This window comes from Tsukamurella pseudospumae, from assembly GCF_001575195.1.
In the GTDB taxonomy this organism is placed as follows: Bacteria; Actinomycetota; Actinomycetes; order Mycobacteriales; family Mycobacteriaceae; genus Tsukamurella; species Tsukamurella pseudospumae.
Genome location: NZ_LSRF01000001.1, coordinates 805,329 through 828,076, shown reverse-complemented (window position 1 = coordinate 828,076; position 22,748 = coordinate 805,329). Strand labels below are relative to the sequence as shown.

Here is a 22,748-nt window from a genome sequence, read left to right as displayed (position 1 = left end):
ATCTGGACCGTGAAGCTACCGCGGGGTAGCATTGCGGACAACCGTTATTGACTCGGTCTCAGTAGGCAGCCGCTACGGGGCCGTCACGACTGAAACGAGGTGGCTCCCGTGGCCAATCCCGAGGCGATCTACAAGGACGTGCTCATCGTGGGTGCCGGGCTCGCCGGCATCGACACGGCGTACCGCGTCTCCAACGAGGTGCCGCAGTTCAGCTACGCGATCCTCGAGCAGCGCGCCGAGATGGGCGGCACCTGGGACCTGTTCAAGTACCCGGGCATCCGCTCCGACTCCGACATCTTCAGCCTGAGCTACCCCTTCCTCCCGTGGAAGGGCACCAACCGCCTCGCGAGCGGCCCCGAGATCAAGGCGTACATCGAAGAGGCGGCCGCGAAGTTCGGCATCGACAAGAACATCAGCTTCAAGACCAAGGTCGGCACCGTCGACTTCGACACCCGCACCGACCTGTGGACCGTCACCGCCGAGCGCGACGGTGAGCAGGTCGTGTACACGTCGCGGTTCCTCGTCGCCTGCACCGGCTACTACAACTACGACGCCGGCTACGAGCCGCCCTTCCCCGGTATCGACACCTTCCAGGGCCAGGTCGTGCACCCGCAGCACTGGCCCGAGGACCTGGACTACAAGGGTAAGAAGGTCGTGGTCATCGGCTCCGGCGCCACGGCCATCACCCTCATCCCCTCGATGGCCGACGACGTCGAGCACATCACCATGCTGCAGCGCTCCCCCACCTACGTGCTGCCGGTCCCCAACGCCGACCCGCTGACGATGTTCGGCGCGAAGGTGCTGCCCGCGGCCGTCTCGCACAACATCACGCGCAATGTCAACGCCGTGATCAACGTGGGCCAGTACGTGCTGGCTCGGTCGTTCCCGAAGACCTCGCGCAAGTTCCTGCGCAAGCTCAACCAGAGCCTGCTGCCCGAGGGCTACGACGTCGACGTGCACTTCAAGCCCAAGTACGAGCCGTGGGACCAGCGCCTGTGCGTCGTGCCGAACGGCGATCTGTTCAAGACGATCCGCGACGGTAAAGCCGAGGTCGTCACCGACACGATCGACACCTTCACCGAGAAGGGCATCCGCCTGGCGTCGGGTCGCGAGCTCGAGGCGGACATCGTCATCACGGCGACCGGCCTGCAGTTGCTCGCGTTCGGCGGGGTCGAGGTCAATGTCGACGGGGCGCCGATCAAGCCCAACGACAAGTTCGCGTTCGGCGGCTACATGCTCGAGGGCGTGCCGAACTTCGCCTTCATCATCGGCTACACGAACAACTCGTGGACGCTGCGCGCCGACATCTCGGCCCGTGGCATCGCGCGTCTGCTCAGCCACATGGTCACCAAGGGCTACACGCACGTCGAGCCCGAGGTCGGCGGTCAGGTGCTCACCGAGCACCCCGCTCTCGACCTCAGCTCCGGCTACGTGCAGCGCTCGCCCGACGCGATGCCGAAGGCCGCCACCGAGCAGCCGTGGATGATCCGGCACAACTTCGTGCTGGACTCGCTCGACTACCGCCGCTCGCGGGTCGATGCGCCCGAGCTGAAGTTCGGCACCACCCCGGCACCGTCGAAGGCCGGCGTCTAGTCCCCGCAACGCGAAGAACCCGCCCCGGATGCTTCCGGGGCGGGTTCTTTCGTCTTACGGACGCTCAGGAGCCGGGGGTGTAGGTGCCACCCACGGTGTTGCGCACCACGATCGGCGAGCCGATCGGGAAGTTGTCGTAGAAGTACTTGCCGTTGGCGGTGCTCACGTTGAGGCAGCCGTGGCTGGCGTTGGACACGCCCTGCTGGTTCACCGACCACGGGGCGGCGTGCACGAAGATGCCGCTCCAGGACATGCGCGTGGCGTACTCCACGTAGGTGCGGTAGCCCTCCGGCGAATCGACCGGGACGCCGTACGTGGACGAGTCCATGTACATGTCGCGGAGCTTCTCCATCGTGTAGTACGTGCCGTTCGGCGTGGGGTGCTTGTCGGTACCCATCGACGTGGGCATCGTCTTGACGACCTCGCCGTTGTGCCAGACGGTGATCTGCTTGGTGTTGTCGTCCGCGAGCGCGACCCAGCCGGTCTTCGTGGCGACCGGCGGTGCCGGGTTCCCGGCGGCCGGCTCCGTGGTCGACGCACTGCTCGTCGAATCGCCCGACGGCTTCGGCTTCGGCTTCGACGGCGTGGGAGCCGCGCCCGCGGCAGCCGTGGCAGCGGTGGCCGCGACGAGCGCTGCGGCGGCGCCGGCGCCGAGACGGGCGAACCCGCGGCGCGAGACGCCGGTGGTGCCCAGGTGGCGGTCAGTCATCGTTGTTCCTCCTGCGGTATCAAGCCTTGCGCACGATTCTACGGGTTCCTACGCCCTGGTGAAGAAATCCCTGAACCGGAGCTGAGGATCACACCGCCCGCGTTCAGCGCCCAGTGGGTCACAAATCCAGGCCACCACCTGCGGGTTCGTCGGACGAGGGTGTCCAGGACCGCCCCGAATGCCGTTGTGACGACGATTGTCGGAAATACGGGGTCGTGCGCCGCCCGCGCGGCCCCGACATGCCACAGTCCGAATGTCAGCGGACCGCCGATGACACCCGCCGGCCGCCCGAACGCCGCCTCCAGAGCGGGCGTCAGGGCGCCGCGGAAGAGGAGCTCCTCGGGCAGCGCGGTGCCGAGCGGGATGTCCACGAACGCCCACTTCATCCGGTTCGACGGTGCCTCCCTCGCCACGGGCTCGACCAACGCGAGCCCGCCGCCGGCCAGGACGACACCCACGGCGACGCCCGGCACCGTCGGGACGACGAAGCGGGCGAGCGCCGCGTCCGCGAGGCAGAACCCCAGCGTGGCCGCGGAGCGCGCGTCGCGGTCCCAGCCGTACCTGCTCGCCAGTCGCGGCAGAACCGCGTTGGACCATGCGACGGCGGCGCCGGCCGCCAGGACCGCAGCCCCGCGGGCGCTCACTGCATCGAGATCCACGAGCCCAGCGACTGGAACAGGCCCGCCGAGAAGAGCAGGTCCGAGCCGTACTTCGCGGGATCGCGCGAGGCGTCCTCCTGCAGCGCGTGGCTGACACCGCGCAGCCGCACGTAGTTCGCGTGCGTCCCGGTCATCACGTCGGCGAGGTCCTGGACGGCGCCGCAGTCCACCGCGATGTCGGCGTCGGAGCAGGAGATGATGTTGTGCTTCTGCGGTGGCAGGGCCATCGCGCTCTGCAGCGGGTCGGGCGCGCCGGCGGGCAGGTTCCCCAGGACGGGCTCGATCAGACCGATCGGCACTGCGCCGCGCCCCGTCCTCCCCGATCCCAGCGCGAGCGCCAGCGGCGCTGCGGAGCCGTGTCCCACGGCGAGCAGCCGGTCGTCGCCGAGGCCCGCCTTGTCCGCCAGGGCGGACAGGGCCTTGCCCGCGCGGTCGAGCTGTTGGGCGTAGTCCGGCACGGCCGACGGCGCACCGTCGAACCGCAGGGACGCGACGCCGAGCTGGGCGAGCATGACCGACAATTCCTCGGCCGCCACCTGACCCGCCTTGTCGGGCCCCGCGAGGATGAGGGCGGCGCGCAGCCGTCCCGGCGAGCGGGGCGCGACGTAGACGGCGCTACCGGCGTCGACGGGCACCTGGACCGCGGATTCGCTCCAGTCGGCGGGCAGGGCGCCGGGTGCGGGCGGGGCCGGTGGGACGGAGACGACGGGCGTGGCCGCGTCCGTGGAGCAGGCACCGACGGCGAGCAGCACCGCCGCGATCACCGCGGCGATCCGGATCCGGGCGGGGGTCATCGACTGCCTCTCGTTCGTCGTGCAAGTGTCGTCCGTGCTCGGTCAGCGCAGGCGTTCCGCGGCGCGCGCGGTTTCCACGAGACGGTCCGCGAGCTCGGCCAGTTCGTCCATCGGGGCGCCCTCGGCGATCGCGGTCCGCACGTCCTCCGCCGCGCATCTCACCTCGAACATACGCTCCCCCACCGCCTCCGCCTCGTCCGCGGTGAGCACCACGGAATCCTCGGGCAGCGCCGTGCCGGCGAGTGTCAGGCGCGCCTCGTAGGCGCGCTGCCGACACGACCGGCGGCAGTACTTGCGGGTCCGGCCCGGCCCCTCGGAGACGACCTCGCGGCCGCACCAGGCGCAGGCCGCGGACCTGCGGCGGCGGGAGGTGCTCATAGGACTTCACTCCGGTAGGCTGGGAATGTTCGGCGTAGGCCAGATGTTGGGAGAAGCATGGCAGATCGAGTTCTACGGGGCAGCCGCCTGGGTGCGGTGAGCTATGAGACGGATCGGGACCACGACCTCGCTCCGCGCCGCATCGCGCGGTACCGCACCGATAACGGTGAGGAGTTCGACGTTCCGTTCGCGGATGATGCGGAACTCCCCGGTACCTGGCTGTGCAAGAACGGCCTCGAGGGCACCCTGATCGACGGTGTGGCGCCGGAGGAGAAGAAGGCGAAGCCGCCGCGCACCCACTGGGACATGCTGCTGGAGCGGCGGTCCGAGGGTGAGCTGGAGGAGCTGCTCAAGGAGCGGCTGGACCTGCTCAAGGCGCGTCGCGGCAAGTAGCCGCAGGGATCCATCGCACGAGAAACGGGCGGCCCCGGAGTGATCCGGGGCCGCCCGTTTGTGTTACTTGTCAAGTTAGAAGGCGCGCTACTTGCCCAGTAGGCGCGCAATCTTGCGCTTGCGCGCCCGGTAGCCCCACTTCGGCACCAGGGTCGCGGCCTCCTTGACGATCGACCCGCTCATCTTCGAGTCGCCGATGACGCGCTCGGTGAAGGTGATGGGTACCTCGACCACGGTGAAGCCCGCCTGCACGGCGCGCCAGGTGAGGTCGATCTGGAAGCCGTAGCCCAGCGACTCGACCTGGTCCAGGCCGAGGCCCTCCAGCGTCTCGCGGCGGAAGGCCTTGTAGCCGCCGGTGATGTCCCGGATGCGGGTGCCGAGGATCACCTGGCTGTAGACATTGCCGCCGCGCGAGATCAATTGGCGCGACAGCGGCCAGTTCACAGTCTTGCCGCCGCGCACGTACCGCGAACCGATCACCAGGTCGGCCCCGGCGTCGATCGCGGCGAGATGCCGTTCCAACTGCTCGGGGGCGTGCGAACCGTCGGCGTCCATCTCCACGATCACGCGGTAGTCGCGCTCGAGGGCCCACCGGAATCCGGCGATGTACGCGCCGCCGAGACCGTTCTTCTCGGCGCGGTGCAGGACGTGGATCCGCGGGTCCTCGGCGGCCAGCGAGTCGGCGAGGTCGCCGGTCCCGTCGGGGCTGTTGTCGTCGACCACGAGCACGTCGACCTCGGGCTGCGCCTTGTGCAGCCGGCCCACGATGAGCGGCAGATTCTCCAGCTCGTTGTACGTGGGGATGATCACCAGCGTCTTCGACGACGGCGCTGACGGCTCGCTCATGCAGATTCCTCGGTCCGATTCAGGGGCGTGTATCGGAGTCCATCGTGCCTTATCGCGATCGCGATACCGCACAGGGCCACCAGGAGCAGCACCACCTCGCCCCAATCCCCCAGCCGCGCGGCCGGGGTGAGGCCGCCGCGCAGCCGGATCGTCTCCACGAGGTGCGCGTTCGTCCAGATCGAGGTCTGCGCCGCGACCTCGCCGTCGGGGCGGACGAGCGCGCTGACGCCCGTCGTCGCGGCGACCACGACGTCGCGGTCCAGCTCGACGGCCCGCACCCGGGACATGCCGAGCTGTTGGTAGGTCATGCCCGTACGGCCGAAGGTCGCGTTGTTCGTGGGCACCGTCAGCACCTGCGCGCCGCCCAGCACCGATCCGCGCAGCGCCCGGTCGAAGGCGACCTCGTAGCAGGTCGCGACGCCGAGCGGCACCTCGTTCGGGTGCACCACACCCGTGCCGGTGCCGGGCGTGAAATCGTTCGCCAGATCCACGTAGTCGCTGAACATCCGGAAGAAGCCGCGCATCGGCATGGTCTCCCCGAAGGGCTGCAGGATCGCCTTGTCGTGCCGTTCGAGTGCGCCGTTCGGGCCGATCAGGATCATGCTGTTGTAGTACTTGCCGGTCCCGTCGTAGTGGACGGTCCCGACGAGGATCGGGGCGCGGACGTCGGCGGCCGCCGCGGCCAGCCGTGCCGCGACCGCGGGGTCGCGCTCGGGCGAGACGTCGGAGCTGTTCTCCGGCCAGATCACCACGTCCGGCTGCTGCTGCCTGCCCTCCCGCACCTCCGTTGCCAGACGGTGCGTCTCGGTCAGATGGTTGGTCAGCACGGCCTCGCGCTGGGTCGCGACGTCCCAGCGCTGCTCGGGCACGTTCCCCTGGATCGCCGCTATGGTCACGGTCCGCCCGTCCGACGGTCCGCCCACGAACGGCCAGGCCGCCGCCGTCGCGATGCCGGTCAGGGCCACGGCCGCCACGGGCAGCAGGTACGCCCGACGGTCCGCCCTGCGCACCAGGGCGATCCCCGCCGCGGCGAGGGACGCGCCGACCAGGGCGACCGCGAAGCTCAGGCCCGGCGCCCCGACGTACCGGGCGAGGGCGAGCAGCGGACCGTCGGCCTGGCTGAACGCGAGCCGCCCCCACGGGAAGCCCCCGAACGGGAAGGATGCGCGAGCCCACTCGGTGACGGAGAACGCTGCGGCGACCCACACGGGACCGCCCGGGACGCGCGCCACGCGGGTCGCGATGAGGCCGAACGCGCCGTAGTACAGGGCGCAGACGACGCCCAGCCCGATCCAGGGCAGGGCGCCGACCATCGAGTCGATCCACTTGAGCAGGGGAACGAAGAGGCCGACGCCGGCGAGGAAGCCGTAGCCGAAGCCGCCGCGCAGCGTCGGCCGCTCGCGGGTGGCGAGGACGGCGACCAGGGTCGCGACGCCGAGCGGTGCGAGCCACCACAGCCCGGCGGGCGGGAAGGCGAAGAACAGCGCGACGCCGGCGAGGAGGCTCGCGCCCGCGCGGAGCAGGACTCTCACGCCGCGAACACCGTCCGGCCGCCGACCACCGTGCGCAGGCACCGCGGCAGGCGGGCGCCCGGCGCGAGGTCGGGCAGCGGCGCGACGCCCGCGCGGGGGTCCGTCGACCAGCGTTGCACGGCGTCCGACGGTGCCCGCACCACCAGCTCGTCGGCGTCCCAGACCGCGAAGGTCGCCGGCGCGCCGGGGACCAGGGTGCCGGCCACGCCGTCGCGCACTCCCCCGGCCCGCCACGCCCCCCGGGTGGCGGCGGCGAAGGCGGCACGGGGGCTCACGGCGCTCCCCGCGGTATGGTGCTGCGTCGCGGCGCGGAGAGATCCCCACGGGTCGAGCGGGGTGACGGGAGAGTCCGACGAGAACGCGAGCGGCACCGCGTTCTTGGCGAGCAGCGCGAAGTCGTTGAGGGACGCGGCGCGCTCGACGCCGAGCCGGCGCGCGTACATGCCGTCCGCGCCGCCCCAGAGCGCATCGAACTGCGGCTGCATCGAGGCGTTCACACCCCAGTCGCCGAGCTTGCGCGCCTCGTCGGCCGAGACCATCTCGGCGTGTTCGACGCGGTGCCCGCACGACGCGACCCGCGGCCCGCCGAACACGTTGACCGCCGCCTCGAACGCGGCGACCACCCGCGCGACGGCGGCGTCGCCGATGGCGTGGAATCCGGCCTGGATCCTGGCCTCCGTGCAGGCCAGGACGTGCGCGGTCACCGTCTCCTGGTCGAGGTACGCCACGCCGTTGGACGGTGCGTCCGCGTACGGCGCGTGCAGCAGCGCGGTACGGCTGCCGAGGGAGCCGTCCACGAAGAGGTCGCCGGCCAGGCCGTCGGCGCCGGTGCGGTAGATGAGTGCGCGAGCGTGGTCGGCGTCGCGGGCCGCCTCGCCCCAATAGCGGCGGACGCGCACCCCGTGGTCGAGGGCGCTGACCAGGGTGAAGTCGCGTTCCCCTGCGATGTCCGGCCCGCCGCACTCGTGGACGGCGGCGATCCCGGCGGCGGCGGCCGCGTCGAGGGCCGCACGCTGCGCCGCGGTTATCTGTGCGTCGGTGAGGGCGGCGCTCGCGGCGGCGCGGACGGCGTGGTGCGCGGCGGCGGTGAGCGGACCGTCGGACGAGTAGCCCTCGAGGTCAGGCAGGCCCGGGACGAGGGCCCGCAGTGCGGTGCTGGCCTGGGCGGAGTGCTCGTCGACGCGGGCGGCGTAGATCACGCGGTGCTCGTCCAGGTCGGTGCGCTGCAGCGGCCGGTCCCAGACGGTGTCGTCCCAGCCGCGGGCGATCACCGTGTCGCCCGGGGCCGCGGCGAGCGCGGTCCGGACCGCGTCGTGGCCGCCGCCGAGGTCGGGGCCGGTCAATGTGAGCCCCGTGGCGGTGAGATGGACGTGCGTGTCCACGAACGCGGGGGCGACGAAGGCACCGTCGAGCGCGGTGACCGGCAGGTCCGGGTGCAGCGCGCGGGCGGCGCGGTCCTCCCCGATCCAGGTGATGACGCCGTTCTCCACCGCGATCGCGGTGGCCGAGGTGGACGTGGGCGTGTAGATCCGCCCGCCGACGAGCAGTTCGGTGGTCACGGAGGACCAGTCTGCTACGCGGGCGGCAGCTCGCGGAACCCGGGCCGGGGGCCGGGGCCGCCCGGGCCGGTCACGTCGACGATCGGGCCGTCGGTGCGCGCCGCGCCGGACACCACGTCGCCGTCGACGACGGTGCCGAATCCGCGGGGCTGCCCCGCGAGCACGGTGACCAGGCCGGATTCCTCCACGAACGAGGCGACGCGCTTGGCGCCGACATAGGCGACCACAGGGCGGACCACCGCGCGGACCGGCTTGACCAGGAGGAGCAGGCCGAGCGCCGTGCTGACCACGCCGGGCACGGCGAGGAGGAAGACCGACGTCGCGAGGATCGCGGTGTCCATGAGGGCCGGTCCGGCGGACCGCTGACCGTCGAGCGCCTCCCCGAGGTCACGGAGGACGCCCGCGGCCGTCCGTCGCAGCATGAGTACGCCGATTGCCGTGGCGGCGATCATCACCAGTAGAGCCCAGCCGAAATTCAGCCAGGCCACCAAGCCGGCGAACGCCGCGATCTCCACGACGATGTAGGTCAGGAACGCGAAGAGCTTCATGCCCGTACAACGGCCGGAGATGTCCGAAAGTTCCCCTCCTCCTCGAATTGAACACCGTTATGGAGGGAGAACCTGCAGGTCGGATTCTCCATAACGGTGTTCAATTCGAAGGGGGTCAGCGGTCCTCGAGGTCGCCCTCGGTCTCCAGATAGGTCTGCTGGAGGGCGGCGAGGGTCTCGGGGTCCGGGGATTTCCACAGCTCGCGCTGCGAGGCCTCGAGGAGCCGCTCGGCGATGCCGTGCAGGGCCCAGGGGTTGGACTCCTCCATGAACTTCCGGTTCTCCGGATCGAGGACGTAGTTCTCGGTGAGCTTCTCGTACATCCAGTCCGCCATGACACCGGCGGTGGCGTCGAAGCCGAACAGGTAGTCCACCGTCGCGGCCATCTCGAAGGCACCCTTGTAGCCGTGCCGCCGCATCGCCGCCATCCACCGCGGATTCACGACGCGGGCGCGGAAGACGCGGTTGGTCTCCTCGCTGAGCGTGCGGGTCCGCACGGAGTCGGGTCGCGTCGAGTCGCCGACGTACGCCTCCGGATCGGATCCGGTGAGGTGGCGGACCGTCGCGACCATGCCGCCGTGGTACTGGAAGTAGTCGTCGGAATCGGCGATGTCGTGCTCGCGGGTGTCGATGTTCTTGGCCGCCACCGCGATCCGGCGGTACGCTGTCCGCATGTCGTCGGCCGCCGGCGCGCCGTCGAGCCCGCGGCCGTAGGCGTACCCGCCCCACGCCGTGTAGACCTCGGCGAGGTCGGCGTCGCTGCGCCAGTTCTTGGAGTCGATGAGCTGCAGCAGGCCCGCGCCGTAGGTACCGGGCTTGGAGCCGAAGACGCGCGTCGTCGCCCGTCGCGCATCCCCGTGCTCGGCCAACGCCGCACGGGTGTGCGCTGCGACGAAGTTCTCCTCATCCGACTCGTCCAGTGGGGCCACCAGCTGGACGGCGTCGTCGAGCATGGCCACGACGTGCGGGAACGCGTCGCGGAAGAAGCCCGAGATCCGAACCGTGACGTCGATGCGCGGGCGACCCAGCTCCTCCAGGCCGATGACCTCCAGGCCGGAGACGCGGCGGGACTGCTCGTCCCAGACCGGGGTCACGCCGAGCAGCGCCAGCACCTCGGCGATGTCGTCGCCGGCGGTGCGCATCGCGGACGTGCCCCACACCGACAGGCCGACGGACTTCGGGTACTCACCGTGCTCGTCGTGGTAGCGCGAGACGAGCGAGGAGGCCAATTCCTGCCCCGTCGCCCAGGCGAGCCGTGAGGGCACGGCCTTGGGATCGACCGAGTAGAAGTTGCGCCCGGTGGGCAGCACGTTGATCAGGCCGCGCAGCGGCGAACCCGACGGTCCCGCGGGCACGAAGCCGCCGTCCAGGGCGCGCAGCACGTGGTCGATCTCGTCGCCCGTGCGACGCAGGCGCGGCACGATCTCGGTCGCCGCGAAGTCGAGGATCTTCGCCACCGCGGGGTCGTCCGTCAGCGCCGCCATGCCCGACGGTGCCCAGTCCACCGCCGCGGCGGCGACGACGAGCTCGCGGGCGCGGGCCTCGAACTCATCGGTTCGCGCCTTCGAAGCGGTCCCGTTCTCCTCCAGGCCCAGCGCCTCGCGCAGACCCGGCGTGTGCACCGCGCCCGCCCACATCTGCTTGGCCCGCAGCATCGCCAGCACGAGGTCCGTCTCGACCTCGCCGCCGGGCGCCCGACCCAGGATGTGCAGGCCGTCGCGGATCTGGACGTCCTTGATCTCGCACAGCCAGCCGTCGACGTGCAGGATCATGTCGTCGAAGGAGTCCTCGTCGGGCTGATCCGTGAGCCCGAGATCATGGTCGAGCTTCGCGGCCTGCAGCAGCGTCCAGATCTGCTGCCGGATCATCGGCAGCTTCGCCGGGTCCAGGCTCGCGACGTTGGCGTACTCGTCGAGGTGCTGCTCGAGGCGGGCGATGTCGCCGTAGCTCTCGGCCCGGGCCATCGGCGGGATCAGGTGGTCGACCAGCACGGCGTGGGCGCGACGCTTGGCCTGCGTCCCCTCCCCCGGGTCGTTGACGAGGAACGGGTAGATCAGGGGCAGGTCGCCGAGCGCGGCGTCGGTGCCGCACGCGGCGGACATGCCGAGCGTCTTGCCGGGCAGCCATTCGAGGTTGCCGTGCTTGCCGAGGTGGATCACCGCGTCGGCGCCGAAGCCGTTCTCGCGGTCCGCGACCCAGCGGTAGCTGGCCAGGTAGTGGTGGCTCGGCGGCAGGTCCGGATCATGGTAGATCGCCACGGGGTTCTCGCCGAACCCGCGGGGCGGCTGGACCATCACCGTGAGGTTGCCGAACCGCAGCGCGGCGATCGCGATGTCGCCGGAGCCCGTCGTGAACAGCGCGCCGGGCGCCTCGCCCCAGTGCTCGGTCACGGCGTCGCGCAGTTCCAGCGGGAGCGTGGCGAACCAGGCGCGGTAGGTCTCGGGGTCGACGGTGACCTCACTCCCGTCGAGCCGCTCGGCGGAGAGCCAGTCGGGGTCCTGTCCGCCGCGGGCGATGACGGCGTGGATGAACGCGTCGGAGTCGTCCGCCTCCAATCCTGGAATCGCGGACGGCTCGCCGATGTCGTAGCCCGCCTGCGCGAATCGACGGATCAACTCCAGAGCCGACTGCGGCGTGTCCAGGCCGACGGCGTTGCCGATCCGGGCGTGCTTGGTCGGGTAGGCCGACAGCATGAGCGCGATCCGTTTCTCGCCGTTCGGGATCGAGCGCAGCCGCGCGTGGCGCAGGGCCAGGCCCGCGACGCGGCCGGCGCGCTCGGCGTCGGGCACGTAGGACGGGAGGCCGTCGTCGCCGATCTCCTTGAAGGAGAAGGGCACGGTGATGATGCGGCCGTCGAACTCGGGGATCGCGACCTGCGTCGCGACGTCGAGCGGGCTGAGGCCGTCGTCGCTGGACTCCCACTGCTCGCGGGAGGTGGTCAGCGCCAGCGCCTGCAGGATCGGGATGTCGAGGGCGGCGAGCCGACCCACGTCCCACGACTCGTCGTCACCGCCCGCGGCCGCACCGGCCGCGTTGACACCGCCCGCGGCGAGCACCGTCACGACCAGCGCGTCGAGGGTCGCGAGTTCGGTGAACAGCGCGTCGTCGGCGGCGCGCAGGGAGGCACAGAAGATCGGCACGGCCGTGCCGCCGCGCGACTCGATCGCCGCGGCGAGCGCGTCGATGTAGGCGGTGTTCCCGGCCAGGTGCTGGGCCCGGTAGTAGAGCACGCCCACGCGCGGCCCGGCGGAGACGGCCGGTCGAGGGACGATGCCCCACTGCGGCGCGGTCACCGGTGGCTCGAAGCCCTCACCGGCCAACAGGACGGTGTCCGAGAGGAAGTTGTACAGCTGTGCCAGATTCTCGGGACCGCCCTCGGCCAGGTAGGCGTGCGCCTGCGTGGCGACGCCGGCGGCCACCGTCGAGGCCTCCATGAGGTCGGCATCGGGCGACTGCTCCCCCGAGACCACGACCACCGGCTTGCCGCTCGCGGCGAGGGCGTCGAGCCCGTTCTCCCAATAGCGGCGGCCGCCGAGGATGCGCACGACGACGATGTCGGCACCGTCGAGCAGGCCGGGCAGGTCGAGGTCGACGCTGATACGTGCGGGATTCGCCCAGCGGTAGTCGGCGCCACTCGCCTTCGCGCTCAACAGATCGGTGTCGGACGTCGACAGCAACAGGATCATGTAGGCGACCCTATGTCACCGCCTCCGGTCACCGTCCGGGCAGGCGCGGTCAGAGCACGGCGCCGTGCATGATCACCGCCGCGGAGGCGTCCCCGATGTCCGGTACGTCGGCGTCGGCGGCGTAGGCGACGGTGCTGGCCGTCTCGATCCGGACCCCGTCGGAGGTGGACACGACACAGTCGACCTCGAACAGATCGATGCCCGCTTTCGTGATCCGGTCGGTGATCCGCGCGCCGAGGGAGACCACGTCGCCGATGCGGAGCGGCACGAGCTGCCGGACGGTCTGCGCCACGTGGAGCACGCGGCTCAGGTCGAAGTCCTCGATCACGTCGGCCATGAGCTTCGCGGCCGCCTTGAACACCGGGTCGGCGACGATGAGCGGCGGCACGGGCGTGTCGTGCGCGATCACCCGACTGTTCGCGTATGCCACGTGCGGCGACCGGGTGGCGCGGGCGTAGGCCCGTACGCCCTCTGAGTCGACCGCGTAGCAGTCGTCGAGCCAGAGGGTGTAGTCGCCACGAGTCATTCGGCGACTGTAGCGCCCCGCACCGCGTCCGGACGGGCCATCGTCAGGTCGAGCAGCGCCGTCATGGACAGGTAGACGTCCGTGAGCGGGTAGATGTCGCGGGCGGCCCGGGCGCGTGCGACGGCGCCCTCGATCGAGCTCATGAACACCGACGCGAAGACGAGGGCGGCCTGCTCCTCGACGCCGTAGTCCACGAGTGCCGTGGCGAAGCGGCGTTCGCACTCCGTGTACGCGGCGGTGGCCGCGTCCTGGACCCGGGGCGCACCGTCGGCCAATGCGGCCGCGAGGAGGGGGCACCCGACCTGGAACTCGGAGCGCACGAGGACGCGCTTCCACAGCTCGATGAACCGGCCGATCCACTCGTGCGGCTCCCCCTTGCTGGTGGCGGCGTCGATGTAGCGCAACAGCCGCCGTCCGGCGAGCGAGGTGGAGGCCTCCACGAGTTCGGCCTTACCGCCCGGGAAGTACTGGTAGAGCGAGTTCTTCGACGCCTGCGACTGCGCCGTCAACTCGGCGAGCCCGGCGTCCGCGAAGCCGTGGCGGCCCACCAGGTTCAGGGCGGTGTTGACGAGGCGGACCCGGGGACGCGGGCGCGGCTTCGGGGCGGTCGACATCGGGCGCGATCTCTCCTCCGGGCGATGAGTGAACAACGAATCGCTGTTGACGAATGTTGCCACACGGTGTGGCGGCGCTTGTTTGAACCGCTCGGTTCATGTTACCAATGACGGGTCGATGAACCGAATGGTTCATCTGCGCCATCCCCCTCGAACGGAGTCGTACACGCATGACCGCCCCCGCCCGGATCGCCCCTCCCGCCCCCGCTGAGCAGTCGAACGTCAGCTACCTCGGGATCGGCGCCTACCGTCCGCGGCGCGTCGTGCCGAACTCCGAGATCGTCGACAAGATCGAATCCAGCGACGAGTGGATCAAGACCCGCTCGGGCATCGAGTCGCGGCACTTCGCCGAGGACGACGAGACCATCCTGGAGATGTCGGTCAAGGCCGCCGAGCGCGCCGTGAAGGCCTCCGGCATCGACCCGGAGCAGATCGACTGCGTCATCTCCGCCACCAACACGCGCCTCGAGCTCGGGCCCTCGCTCGCGCCGCAGATCGCGAAGGCGCTGGGCAAGGTCGGGATCCCCGCCTTCGACATCACGGCCGGTTGCTCGGGCTTCACCACCGCCGCCGCCGTCGGCGTCGACCTGATCCGCGCGGGCACGGCCAAGTACGTCGTGGTCGTGGGCGTCGAGCGCCTGTCGGACCTCATCTCGCCCGAGGACCGCACCTGCGCGTTCATCTTCGCCGACGGTGCCGGCGCCGCCGTGCTCGGACCGTCCGACGAAGTGGGTGTCTCCCAGGTCTCGTGGGGCGCCGACGGCGACTTCACCACCGCGATCTACCAGGACAAGGACTTCGGCACCTACTTCGACGAGGTGCACGCCTTCCGCGACGACACCTCGACCGAGGCGCCCGTCCGCCCGTACCTGCGGATGGAGGGCCGCAAGGTCTTCCGCTGGGCCGCCACCGCGCTGCTCCCCGCGTGCCAGGAGGCGCTCAAGGTGGCCGGCCTGACGTCGAAGGACATCGACGTCTTCGTGCCGCACCAGGCTAACCTCCGCATCACGCAGGTGCTCATCAAGGCGCTCGAGCTGCGCGACGACTGCGTCGTCGCCGAAGACATCGTGACCACCGGCAACACCTCCGCGGCGTCGATCCCGCTCGCCATCGAGGAGCTGCTGCGCACCGGCAAGGCCAAGCCCGGGCAGACCGCCCTCGTCATGGCCTTCGGTTCGGGCCTCGCCTACGCCGGCCATGTCATCACGCTGCCGCCGGTGCACGTCGAGGACTGATCGCCCTGCCGCCGAAGGAACCCGACGCCTGCCCGGGCGTGCTCAGGCCGCACTCGGCGGCCGACGGTGCGCTCGTGCGGGTGCGCCTGCCCGGCGGCCGGATCTCCCCCGCCGCGCTGCAGGAACTCGCGGAGCTCGCCGGTGAGAACGCGCTCGAACTGACCTCGCGCGGCAACGTTCAGCTGCGCGGCGTCGTCGATCTCGACGCCGCGCGGGAGCGCCTCATGGCCACCGGGCTGCTTCCGTCCGACAGTCACGAGCGGGTGCGCAACATCGTCGCCTCTCCCCTGTCGTCCGACGTGCGCGACACGGCCGCGCGACTCGACGAGGCGCTGCAGGCCCGCCCCGAGCTCGCAGAGCTCCCGGGCCGCTTCCTGTTCGCCCTCGACGACGGGACCGGCGATGTCGCCGCGCTGGCCGCGGACGCCGAGATCCGCGACGGAGTGGTGCACCTGGACGGCCACCCGACCGACCTGCCCGCCACCGCCCCGCACCTGCTGGACGCAGCGCAGGCCTTCCTGGACGTGCGGGCCGATGAATGGCGCATCCGGGACCTGCCCGACGGTGCCCGGCGCATCGCTCGGGCCCTGGGCGGCCGCGTGACGGGGCCCCGGGACGTCCCCGAGCCGCCGAACCCGCCGCCCGTCGGATGGTTCGACCAGGCGGACGGGACCGTCGTGCTCGGGGCCGGCGTCCCCCTGGGCCGCCTCGATCCGCGCACCGCGCAGTTCGTGGCCGCGGTCGACCATCCGATCACGATCACGCCGTGGCGGACCCTGTACCTTCACGGCCTCGACGAGGGCGCGGCGGAGACCGTGGTCCGGGTGCTCGCCCCGAGGGGCCTGATCTTCGACGCGAACTCACCATTGCTGCGAGTCAGCGCCTGCGTCGGTGATCACGGGTGCGCCCGGGCACAGGGCGACGCGCTGGCGCACGCCGCGGAATTGGCGGGCACGATCGGCGACGACGAACGCGTCCACGTCGTGGCCTGCGCACGCGGGTGCGGCGCACCGTCGGGCGAACACCGACGGGTGGTCGTGCGCGACGGGGCCGACGACTAGGCTTCCCGGGTGCACGACTACCTCACCGACGGCGCCGAGATCTATCGGCGATCGTTCGCCACGATCCGCGCGGAATCCGATCTCTCCGGCCTGTCCGGCGCCGCGGAGACGGTGGCGGTCCGCATGATCCACGCCGCGGGCCAGACCGATCTCGCGCGCGACATCCGCGTCTCCGACGGTGCCGTCGCGGCCGGTCGCGAAGCCCTCCGCTCCGGCGCGCCCATCCTCACCGACGCGAACATGGTGGCGCACGGCGTGACCCGCACGCGTCTTCCCACCGACAACGCGGTCACCTGCCTGCTGCGCGACCCGCGCGTGCCGGACCTGGCCGCCGAGCTGGGCACGACGCGCAGCGCTGCGGCCGTCCAGCTGTGGGGCGAGCGGCTCGACGGTGCCGTGGTCGCCATCGGTAACGCCCCGACGGCCCTGTTCCACCTGCTGGATCTGCTGGCTGCGGGAGCCCCGAAACCCGCGGTGGTGGTGGGCATCCCGGTCGGGTTCATCGGCGCCGCCGAATCCAAGGACGCGCTCGTCGCCGAGGCGGAGGATCTCGGCGTCGAGTACATCACCGTGCTGGGCCGCCGCGGCGGCAGCGCGATCACGGCCGCCGCGCTCAACGCGCTGGCGCGGGAGGAGGAGCTGTGACGGGGATCCTGTACGGCGTGGGCGTGGGCCCCGGCGACCCCGAGCTGGTCACCGTCAAGGCGGCGCGGCTCATCTCCGAGGCCGACGTGGTGGCCTATCACAGTGCGCGGCACGGCCGTTCGAACGCGCGGGCCTGCGCGGCGCCGTACCTGCGTGAGGGGCAGATCGAGATCCGGCTCATGTACCCGGTGACCACCGAGACCACCGATCACCCCGGCGGCTACCGCGGCGCGCTGGAGGACTTCTACGCCCAGGCCGCCGAGCAGCTCGCCGAGCACCTCACCGCCGGACGGAAGGTCGCCCTCCTCGCCGAGGGCGACCCGATGTTCTACAGCTCGTACATGCACATGCACAAGCGGCTCCGGGACAGGTTCGAGTGTCTCATCGTGCCCGGCGTGACCTCGGTGAGCGCCGCCGCGGCGGCGACGGGCGTCCCGCTCGTGGAGGCCGACGAGGTGCTCACCGTGCTGCCCGGAACCCTGCCCGAACCCGAGCTGCGTCGCCGGCTCGCCGATACCGACGCCGCCGCGATCATGAAGCTGGGCCGGACCTTCCCCACGGTCGACGGTGCGCTGCACGCCGCGGGCCGCGCCGACGCGGCCTGGTACGTCGAGCGCGCGAGCCGCGCCGACGAACGGGTCCTCGCACTCGGCGACGTGAGCGCCGCCGACGTGCCGTACTTCGCGACGGTGCTCGTGCCCGGGCGGATCAACGCGCCGGGCGCACCGTCGACCGCGCGCGGCGAGGTCGTCGTCGTGGGACTGGGACCCGGCGACGAGGCGTGGACCACCCCGGAGGTCCGGCACGAGCTGGCCGAGGCCACGGACATCGTCGGCTATCAGACCTACACGGACCGGGTGCGGCCCCGCCCCGGCCAGCGGGTGCACGCCTCCGACAACCGGGTCGAGGCGGAGCGGGCCCGGCACGCATTGTCGTTGGCCGCGAACGGCGCCCGGGTGGCGGTGGTGAGCTCCGGCGACCCCGGTGTCTTCGCGATGGCCTCCGCCGTCGCGGAGGTCGCCGCGGACCCCGACTTCCACGACGTGCCCGTGCGCGTCCTCCCCGGGATGACGGCGGCGAACGCCGTCGCCAGCCGAGTCGGCGCTCCTCTGGGCCACGACTACGCCGCGATCTCGCTGTCCGACTACCTCAAGCCCTGGGAGGTCATCGAGCAACGGCTGCGCGCCGTGGCGAGCGCGGATCTCGCCCTCGCCGTGTACAACCCCGCCTCGAAGACCCGGCGCGAGCAGCTGGTCCGGATGCGGGAGGTCCTGCTCGAGGTCCGCGCGCCCGAGACCGTCGTGGTGATCGGCCGCGCCGTCGGCTCGCCGGAGGAGACGCTGACGGTGACCACTCTGGGCGAGCTCGACCCGGAGCAGGTCGACATGCGGTGCCTGCTCATCGTCGGGTCCTCGCGCACCGAGGTCACCGACCGCGCCGCCGGCCGGATCGTGCACACGCCGCGCAGGTACTGACGCCGGGCCGGCAGGTCCGCCGGCGATGGCGGACCGTCAGGCGGAGGCAGCAGCGAGCCTGCGGAGCGCGAGCTCCGCGTAGACCGCGGCGCCGTCGCCGAGCACGGAGTCGTCGAAGGCGGCGTAGGCCGAGTGATTGTTCGGGGCCTTCTCCGGATCCGCACCTGCAGGCGTCGCGCCCAGCATGAGGAAGGCGCCGGGCACCTCGTCGAGGACGCGGGAGAAGTCCTCCGAGCCGCTGAGCGGGCGCGGCCACCAGGCGAAGTTCTCCTCGCCGACGGCCTCGGCCACGGCGGTCGCGGCGAACTCCGCCTCGGCGGCGTTGTTCATCGTCACGGGATACAGGTCCTGCCAATCGATGTCGACCTCGGCGCCGTGGGCCGCCGCGATGCCGCGGCACACCCGGAACAGGCCGTCCCGGACCGCTTCGTGCGTCGCGCCGGAGAAGGTACGAACGGTGACCTCGAAGGTCACGTCCTCGGGGATGACGTTGTTCTGCGTACCGCCGTGGATCGAGCCGACGGTGAGCACAGCCGGGTCGCCGATGTCGATGCGGCGGGTGATCATCGACTGCAGCGCGAGCACCATCTCGCAGGCGATCGGGACCGGGTCGACGGCGTGGTGCGGCATCGAGCCGTGGCCGCCGTGGCCGCGGACGGTGACCTTCACCGCATCCGACGCCGAGAGCATCGCGCCCGCGCGGGTGCCGAACTGCCCGGCCGGTACCGCCGCGCTCATCACGTGCAGTCCGTAGGCGGCGACGGGGCGCGTGCCCGAGGCCTCGAGCACGCCCTCCTCGACCATGAGGCGGGCGCCGTCGTAGCCCTCCTCGCCCGGCTGGAACATGAAGACCACGTCACCGGCCAGTTGATCGCGGCGGGCGCTGAGCAGGTGGGCCGCGCCGGCCAGCATGGTGGTGTGCAGGTCGTGGCCGCAGGCGTGCATATCGCCGGTGGCGGAGGCGAAGTCGAGGCCCGTGCGCTCGGCGACCGGGAGGGCGTCCATATCGCCGCGGAGGAGCACCGTCGGGCCGGGGCGGCCGCCGCGGAGCACGGCGGTCAGGGAGGTGAGCTGCTTCCCGGGGGTCATCTCCAGGGGCAGCCCGCCGAGGAAGTCGGCGACCTTCTCCTGCGTGCGCGGCAGCTGCAGACCGAGTTCCGGGTGCGCGTGCAGGTCGCGGCGGAATCGCTGGAGCTCGTCGAGCATCTGGGTGGCGTCGGCGCGGGTGGTCATCGGGTGGCTCCGTTCGAGTCGGTGGAGAGGGCATCGGTGAAGGTGCGGGCGCGGACCGCGGCGAAGGTCCCGGCGAGGCCGATGACCGCGACCGCGGTGACGTAGAAGGGCAGGACGGCGTAGCCGCCGTTCTCGTGCAGCCATTCGGCCAGCAGGGGGAAGGTGCCGCCGAAGATCGCGACCGCGGCGGCGGTGACGATGCCCCCGCCGACGGCGCGCAGGGCGGTCGGGAACAGGAGGCCGCCGTACACGTTCGTGACCATGAGCATCGGTGCGACCATGACGCCGAGAATCAGCGCGGTGACCCAGAAGGGCAGGACGTGCGAGCGCATCGCGAGGATCAGCGGGAGAGTCAGCACGATCTGCAGGATGTAGCCGGTGCGCAGCACCTTCAGCGGGCCGATCCGGTCGGCGAGAGCGCCGAGTGAGAGCATCGCGACCAGCACGACGGCGAGCACGATCGTCATGAAGCTGGACGCCGAGGCCTTCTGCGCCGCACCGATGTTGTCGGCGTACACGGGCAGGTAGACGAGCGCGAAGTAGAAGGGCACCGTCGTCGAGATCGTGAACGCGAGCAGGGCTAGGCAGGCCCAGCGATGCTCCCGGAAGACCGACGAGATCGGCGGGCGCTTCGTGCCGTGCTCAGCGGACATCTTCTCGAAGGACTCGGTCTCCGGTGCGAAGGACCGGACCCAGATCGCGAGCAGGCCGATGAGTGCGGCGGCGATGAAGCCCCAGCGCCAGCCGCCGTTGCTGAGTCCGTCCTTGCCGAACACCGCGTACATCACCGCGATCGTGCCGAAGGACAACAGTGATCCGATCACGATGCCGCCGTACGAGATCGCACTGAATCGCCAGCGGCTGTCGCGGGGTGCGGCTTCGGTGACGTACGCCGCGACGGTCGGCGTCTCGCCGCCGTACGCGAGGCCCTGGACCAGGCGCAACAGCACCGCCAGCACGCCGGCCCAGACGCCGATCATGGACGCCGAGGGGAGCAGCGCGATGCCGAGGCTCGCGGCGGCGATGAGACTCATGCTCAGGGTCAGGCCGAGGCGGCGACCGTACTTGTCGCTGAACCGCCCGATGACGACGCTGCCGATCGGCCGGGCGAGGAAGCCGACGGCGAAACCGGCATAGGCGGCGAGCAGCTTGCCGCCACCCCCGCCGAAGACCGTGGTCGCGAAGAACGGCGCGAGGACGGCGTACATGTTCCAGTCGTAGGACTCGACGATCGAGCCGACGGTCGATGCCGCCAGTTCCTTGCGTGAGCGAGCGCGACGCGGAGCCGCCGCCTTCTCGAGTTGAGTGGTCACTGTCGCTGGTCCTTCCTACTGCCCGCCGGTGCGGCGGTGGCTCAATAGTGGTGACCGCGCTCACAATGCCGATGATCTGTGGGATTATCGCCGTCATGGAGTTCGATGATCGGAGAATCGTCGCATTGACCGAGCTGGAGCGGAAGATCGTCAACGCGCTCCAGATCCACCCTCGCGCTTCCTGGACTCTGATCGGCGAAGCGCTGGGTATCGATCCCGACACCGCCGCGCGCGCGTGGGCCGGCCTCACCGCCTCCGGCCGGGCGTGGATGTCGGCGCACCCGGGGTTGGGCGGCCCCGGCTCGCCCCTCATCGCGTTCATCGAGGTCAACTGCCGTGCCGGCTCCGCCGACGCGGTGGCGCAGGAGCTGGTCCCGAAGCCTCGGGTACTCACCATCGAGCACACCTCGGGCGGCCGGGACCTGTTGCTCACCGTCCTCGTCGTCGATCTCGTGGCGCTGTCGAGGCTCCTGCGCGACGAACTCGGCGCGACCGACGGGGTGATCGGCACCCGGGTGCACATCGTCACGACCGCCAGGACCGACGGTGCCGACTGGCGCCTGCGGGCCCTCGACGCGGCCACCGCACGGCGTCTCGCCGCGGACCGTCCCGCCCTGGAGATCCGGCCCGAGCGCGCCGACCACCGCGACCACGACCTGGTGACGGAGCTGCTTCGGGACGGGCGAGCCGGATTCACGGACCTCGCGGTGCGGACCGGCATGTCCGTCTCCACCGCTCGACGGCGCGCGCACCGCCTCCTGGCGTCCGGCGCCGTGGTCCTGCGCTGCGAGGTGGCGCAGCCGTTGAGCGGGTGGCCGGTATCGGGCAGCATCTGGTGCCGCGTACCGCCGGCCCGGCTCGACGCCGTCCTCGCGGGGATGGCCGGCGTGCCCGAGGTCCGCGTCTGTGCCGCGATCACCGGCGGCCCGACCAACATGTTCGCCTCTCTCTGGCTGCGCTCGGCGGGAGACCTGCAGCGTCTCGAGGCGCAGCTCAGCGAGCGCGTGCCCGACCTGGAGACGGTGGATCGGGCGGTCGCGCTGGTGCACATCAAACGGATGGGGCGGGTGCTCGACGACGACGGGCGCGCGGTGCGGCTCGTGCCCGTCTCCGTGTCGTGATCGCGAGCCGACTATCGTCGAGGCGTTCTTCCGACGGCTGCGACGATGGGTGAAGAGATGGCGAAGGCGTACTGGATCGCGTTCTACCAGGAGATCAAGGATCCCGAGAAGATGGCGGCGTACTCCGCGATCGGCGGCCCGGCCATCATCGCGGGCGGCGGTCGGTTCATCGTGCGCGGCCAGGCGGCCGTCGCCTACGAGGCCGGAAAGATCGAGCGCACCACCGTGATCGAGTTCGACAGCCTCGAGCAGGCCGTCGCCACCCACGACTCCCCCGCCTACCAGGAGGCCCTTGCGGCACTGGGCGACGGTGCGGTCCGGGAGATCCGGATCTGCGAGGGTTCCTGACGCCCCGAGGAACAGCCGCTGCGGTGGCGGCGTTGCACGGGGCATGGCTTCCAGTGAGTTCGACCCCCGCGCCCTGATCGCCACCAGCCGCATCGGGGTCCTCGCGACCCTGCGAGCGAACGGCATGCCCCAGCTCTCGCCCGTGACGACGGTGTACGACGCGGGCGCCGACCGGATCCTGGTATCGATGACAGCAGGCCGGGCCAAGGAGGCGAACCTCCGGCGCGATCCGCGGGCGGCCGTCGAATTCACCAGCGCCGACGGCTACACCTGGGCCACCGCGGAGGGTGCCGCCGAGCTGATCGGCCCGGGCTCCGACCCGAACGGCCCGGAGGTCGACTCCCTCGTCGACTACTACCGTCGCGGCGCGGGCGAGCATCCCGACTGGGACGAGTACCGGGCCGTCATGGTCGCGGACCGTCGAGTCCTGCTGATCCTGACGATCACCCACGTGTACGGCGCCAAGCTGCGCTGAGAGGCG

Annotated in this window: 22 protein-coding genes; 9 read left to right on the top strand and 13 right to left on the bottom strand. The window is 71.3% G+C overall.

All coding sequences use genetic code 11. From position 1 onward, the window contains the following. Positions 1-108: 108 nt before the first annotated feature. Positions 109-1,593 (top strand): flavin-containing monooxygenase, encoded by a 1,485-nt coding sequence (locus tag AXK60_RS03885; protein WP_068569682.1) that lies wholly within the window; start codon positions 109-111, stop codon positions 1,591-1,593. 64 nt (positions 1,594-1,657) lie between these two features. On the opposite strand, the gene AXK60_RS03880 is transcribed toward AXK60_RS03885, so the two are convergent. The 4 genes from AXK60_RS03880 to AXK60_RS03865 are packed head-to-tail and all read right to left on the bottom strand — an operon-like array spanning position 1,658 to position 4,133. Next, positions 1,658-2,302 carry a L,D-transpeptidase gene (locus AXK60_RS03880; protein WP_068569680.1) on the bottom strand — a complete coding sequence of 215 codons (645 nt, stop codon included), beginning with the start codon at positions 2,300-2,302 and terminating at the stop codon, positions 1,658-1,660. Positions 2,303-2,340: 38 nt separating this feature from the next. Further along, positions 2,341-2,961 (bottom strand): CPBP family intramembrane glutamic endopeptidase, encoded by a 621-nt coding sequence (locus AXK60_RS27515; RefSeq protein WP_231855334.1) that lies wholly within the window; start codon positions 2,959-2,961, stop codon positions 2,341-2,343. Further along, positions 2,943-3,755, bottom strand: a complete 813-nt coding sequence (locus tag AXK60_RS03870; protein WP_068569676.1) for a hypothetical protein — start codon at positions 3,753-3,755, stop codon at positions 2,943-2,945. The genes AXK60_RS27515 and AXK60_RS03870 overlap by 19 nt, the downstream gene beginning before the upstream one ends. Positions 3,756-3,797: 42 nt before the next feature. Then, complete coding sequence (locus AXK60_RS03865; RefSeq protein WP_068569675.1) at positions 3,798-4,133, bottom strand: hypothetical protein; 336 nt, start codon at positions 4,131-4,133, stop codon at positions 3,798-3,800. A 57-nt stretch (positions 4,134-4,190) separates the two neighbouring features. Here AXK60_RS03865 and AXK60_RS03860 point away from each other — a divergent pair, with 57 nt between their 5' ends. Further along, on the top strand, positions 4,191-4,526 hold the full coding sequence (locus tag AXK60_RS03860) for an RNA polymerase-binding protein RbpA (protein WP_068569673.1): 336 nt from the start codon (positions 4,191-4,193) through the stop codon (positions 4,524-4,526). Between the two features lie 87 nt (positions 4,527-4,613). Here AXK60_RS03860 and AXK60_RS03855 read toward each other — a convergent pair whose 3' ends face one another. The 7 genes from AXK60_RS03855 to AXK60_RS03825 form a co-directional block, all read right to left on the bottom strand. Then, complete coding sequence (locus tag AXK60_RS03855; RefSeq protein ID WP_068569672.1) at positions 4,614-5,372, bottom strand: polyprenol monophosphomannose synthase; 759 nt, start codon at positions 5,370-5,372, stop codon at positions 4,614-4,616. Then, a complete protein-coding gene (gene lnt, locus AXK60_RS03850) occupies positions 5,369-6,904 on the bottom strand; it encodes an apolipoprotein N-acyltransferase (RefSeq protein ID WP_068569947.1) in 1,536 nt (511 codons plus the stop codon). Before lnt ends, AXK60_RS03855 begins: the two co-directional genes overlap by 4 nt. Continuing rightward, on the bottom strand, positions 6,901-8,463 hold the full coding sequence (locus tag AXK60_RS03845; RefSeq protein WP_068569670.1) for an amidohydrolase: 1,563 nt from the start codon (positions 8,461-8,463) through the stop codon (positions 6,901-6,903). The genes lnt and AXK60_RS03845 overlap by 4 nt, the downstream gene beginning before the upstream one ends. Before the next feature lie 14 nt (positions 8,464-8,477). Further along, positions 8,478-9,011 carry an FxsA family protein gene (locus tag AXK60_RS03840; protein WP_068569668.1) on the bottom strand — a complete coding sequence of 178 codons (534 nt, stop codon included), beginning with the start codon at positions 9,009-9,011 and terminating at the stop codon, positions 8,478-8,480. Between the two features lie 115 nt (positions 9,012-9,126). After that, positions 9,127-12,696: a cobaltochelatase subunit CobN gene (gene cobN, locus AXK60_RS03835; protein ID WP_068569667.1), complete on the bottom strand. Its 3,570-nt coding sequence runs from the start codon at positions 12,694-12,696 to the stop codon at positions 9,127-9,129. A gap of 49 nt (positions 12,697-12,745) precedes the next feature. Continuing rightward, positions 12,746-13,222: an FAS1-like dehydratase domain-containing protein gene (locus tag AXK60_RS03830; protein ID WP_068569665.1), complete on the bottom strand. Its 477-nt coding sequence runs from the start codon at positions 13,220-13,222 to the stop codon at positions 12,746-12,748. Beyond that, positions 13,219-13,836, bottom strand: coding sequence for a TetR/AcrR family transcriptional regulator (locus AXK60_RS03825; RefSeq protein WP_068569663.1), 618 nt, complete (start codon positions 13,834-13,836; stop codon positions 13,219-13,221). The genes AXK60_RS03830 and AXK60_RS03825 overlap by 4 nt, the downstream gene beginning before the upstream one ends. Before the next feature lie 170 nt (positions 13,837-14,006). Here AXK60_RS03825 and AXK60_RS03820 point away from each other — a divergent pair, with 170 nt between their 5' ends. The 4 genes from AXK60_RS03820 to AXK60_RS03805 are packed head-to-tail and all read left to right on the top strand — an operon-like array spanning position 14,007 to position 18,252. Continuing rightward, positions 14,007-15,071, top strand: coding sequence for a beta-ketoacyl-ACP synthase III (locus tag AXK60_RS03820; RefSeq protein WP_068569661.1), 1,065 nt, complete (start codon positions 14,007-14,009; stop codon positions 15,069-15,071). Positions 15,072-15,109: 38 nt separating this feature from the next. Further along, positions 15,110-16,132: a nitrite/sulfite reductase gene (locus AXK60_RS03815; protein ID WP_068569659.1), complete on the top strand. Its 1,023-nt coding sequence runs from the start codon at positions 15,110-15,112 to the stop codon at positions 16,130-16,132. 9 nt (positions 16,133-16,141) lie between these two features. Continuing rightward, complete coding sequence (locus tag AXK60_RS03810; RefSeq protein WP_068569658.1) at positions 16,142-16,777, top strand: precorrin-8X methylmutase; 636 nt, start codon at positions 16,142-16,144, stop codon at positions 16,775-16,777. Beyond that, positions 16,774-18,252 carry a precorrin-2 C(20)-methyltransferase gene (locus tag AXK60_RS03805; RefSeq protein WP_068569656.1) on the top strand — a complete coding sequence of 493 codons (1,479 nt, stop codon included), beginning with the start codon at positions 16,774-16,776 and terminating at the stop codon, positions 18,250-18,252. The genes AXK60_RS03810 and AXK60_RS03805 overlap by 4 nt, the downstream gene beginning before the upstream one ends. A 36-nt stretch (positions 18,253-18,288) precedes the next feature. On the opposite strand, the gene AXK60_RS03800 is transcribed toward AXK60_RS03805, so the two are convergent. Both AXK60_RS03800 and AXK60_RS03795 read right to left on the bottom strand, forming a co-directional pair. Next, positions 18,289-19,485 (bottom strand): M20 metallopeptidase family protein, encoded by a 1,197-nt coding sequence (locus tag AXK60_RS03800; protein ID WP_068569655.1) that lies wholly within the window; start codon positions 19,483-19,485, stop codon positions 18,289-18,291. Continuing rightward, positions 19,482-20,798, bottom strand: a complete 1,317-nt coding sequence (locus tag AXK60_RS03795; RefSeq protein WP_068569653.1) for an MFS transporter — start codon at positions 20,796-20,798, stop codon at positions 19,482-19,484. Before AXK60_RS03795 ends, AXK60_RS03800 begins: the two co-directional genes overlap by 4 nt. A gap of 95 nt (positions 20,799-20,893) precedes the next feature. Here AXK60_RS03795 and AXK60_RS03790 point away from each other — a divergent pair, with 95 nt between their 5' ends. The 3 genes from AXK60_RS03790 to AXK60_RS03780 are packed head-to-tail and all read left to right on the top strand — an operon-like array spanning position 20,894 to position 22,742. Then, positions 20,894-21,919, top strand: a complete 1,026-nt coding sequence (locus AXK60_RS03790) for an Lrp/AsnC family transcriptional regulator (protein WP_068569651.1) — start codon at positions 20,894-20,896, stop codon at positions 21,917-21,919. Between the two features lie 45 nt (positions 21,920-21,964). Continuing rightward, complete coding sequence (locus AXK60_RS03785; RefSeq protein ID WP_244881005.1) at positions 21,965-22,267, top strand: DUF1330 domain-containing protein; 303 nt, start codon at positions 21,965-21,967, stop codon at positions 22,265-22,267. Between the two features lie 43 nt (positions 22,268-22,310). Further along, complete coding sequence (locus AXK60_RS03780; protein ID WP_068569647.1) at positions 22,311-22,742, top strand: PPOX class F420-dependent oxidoreductase; 432 nt, start codon at positions 22,311-22,313, stop codon at positions 22,740-22,742. The last annotated feature ends 6 nt before the right edge of the window (positions 22,743-22,748 follow it).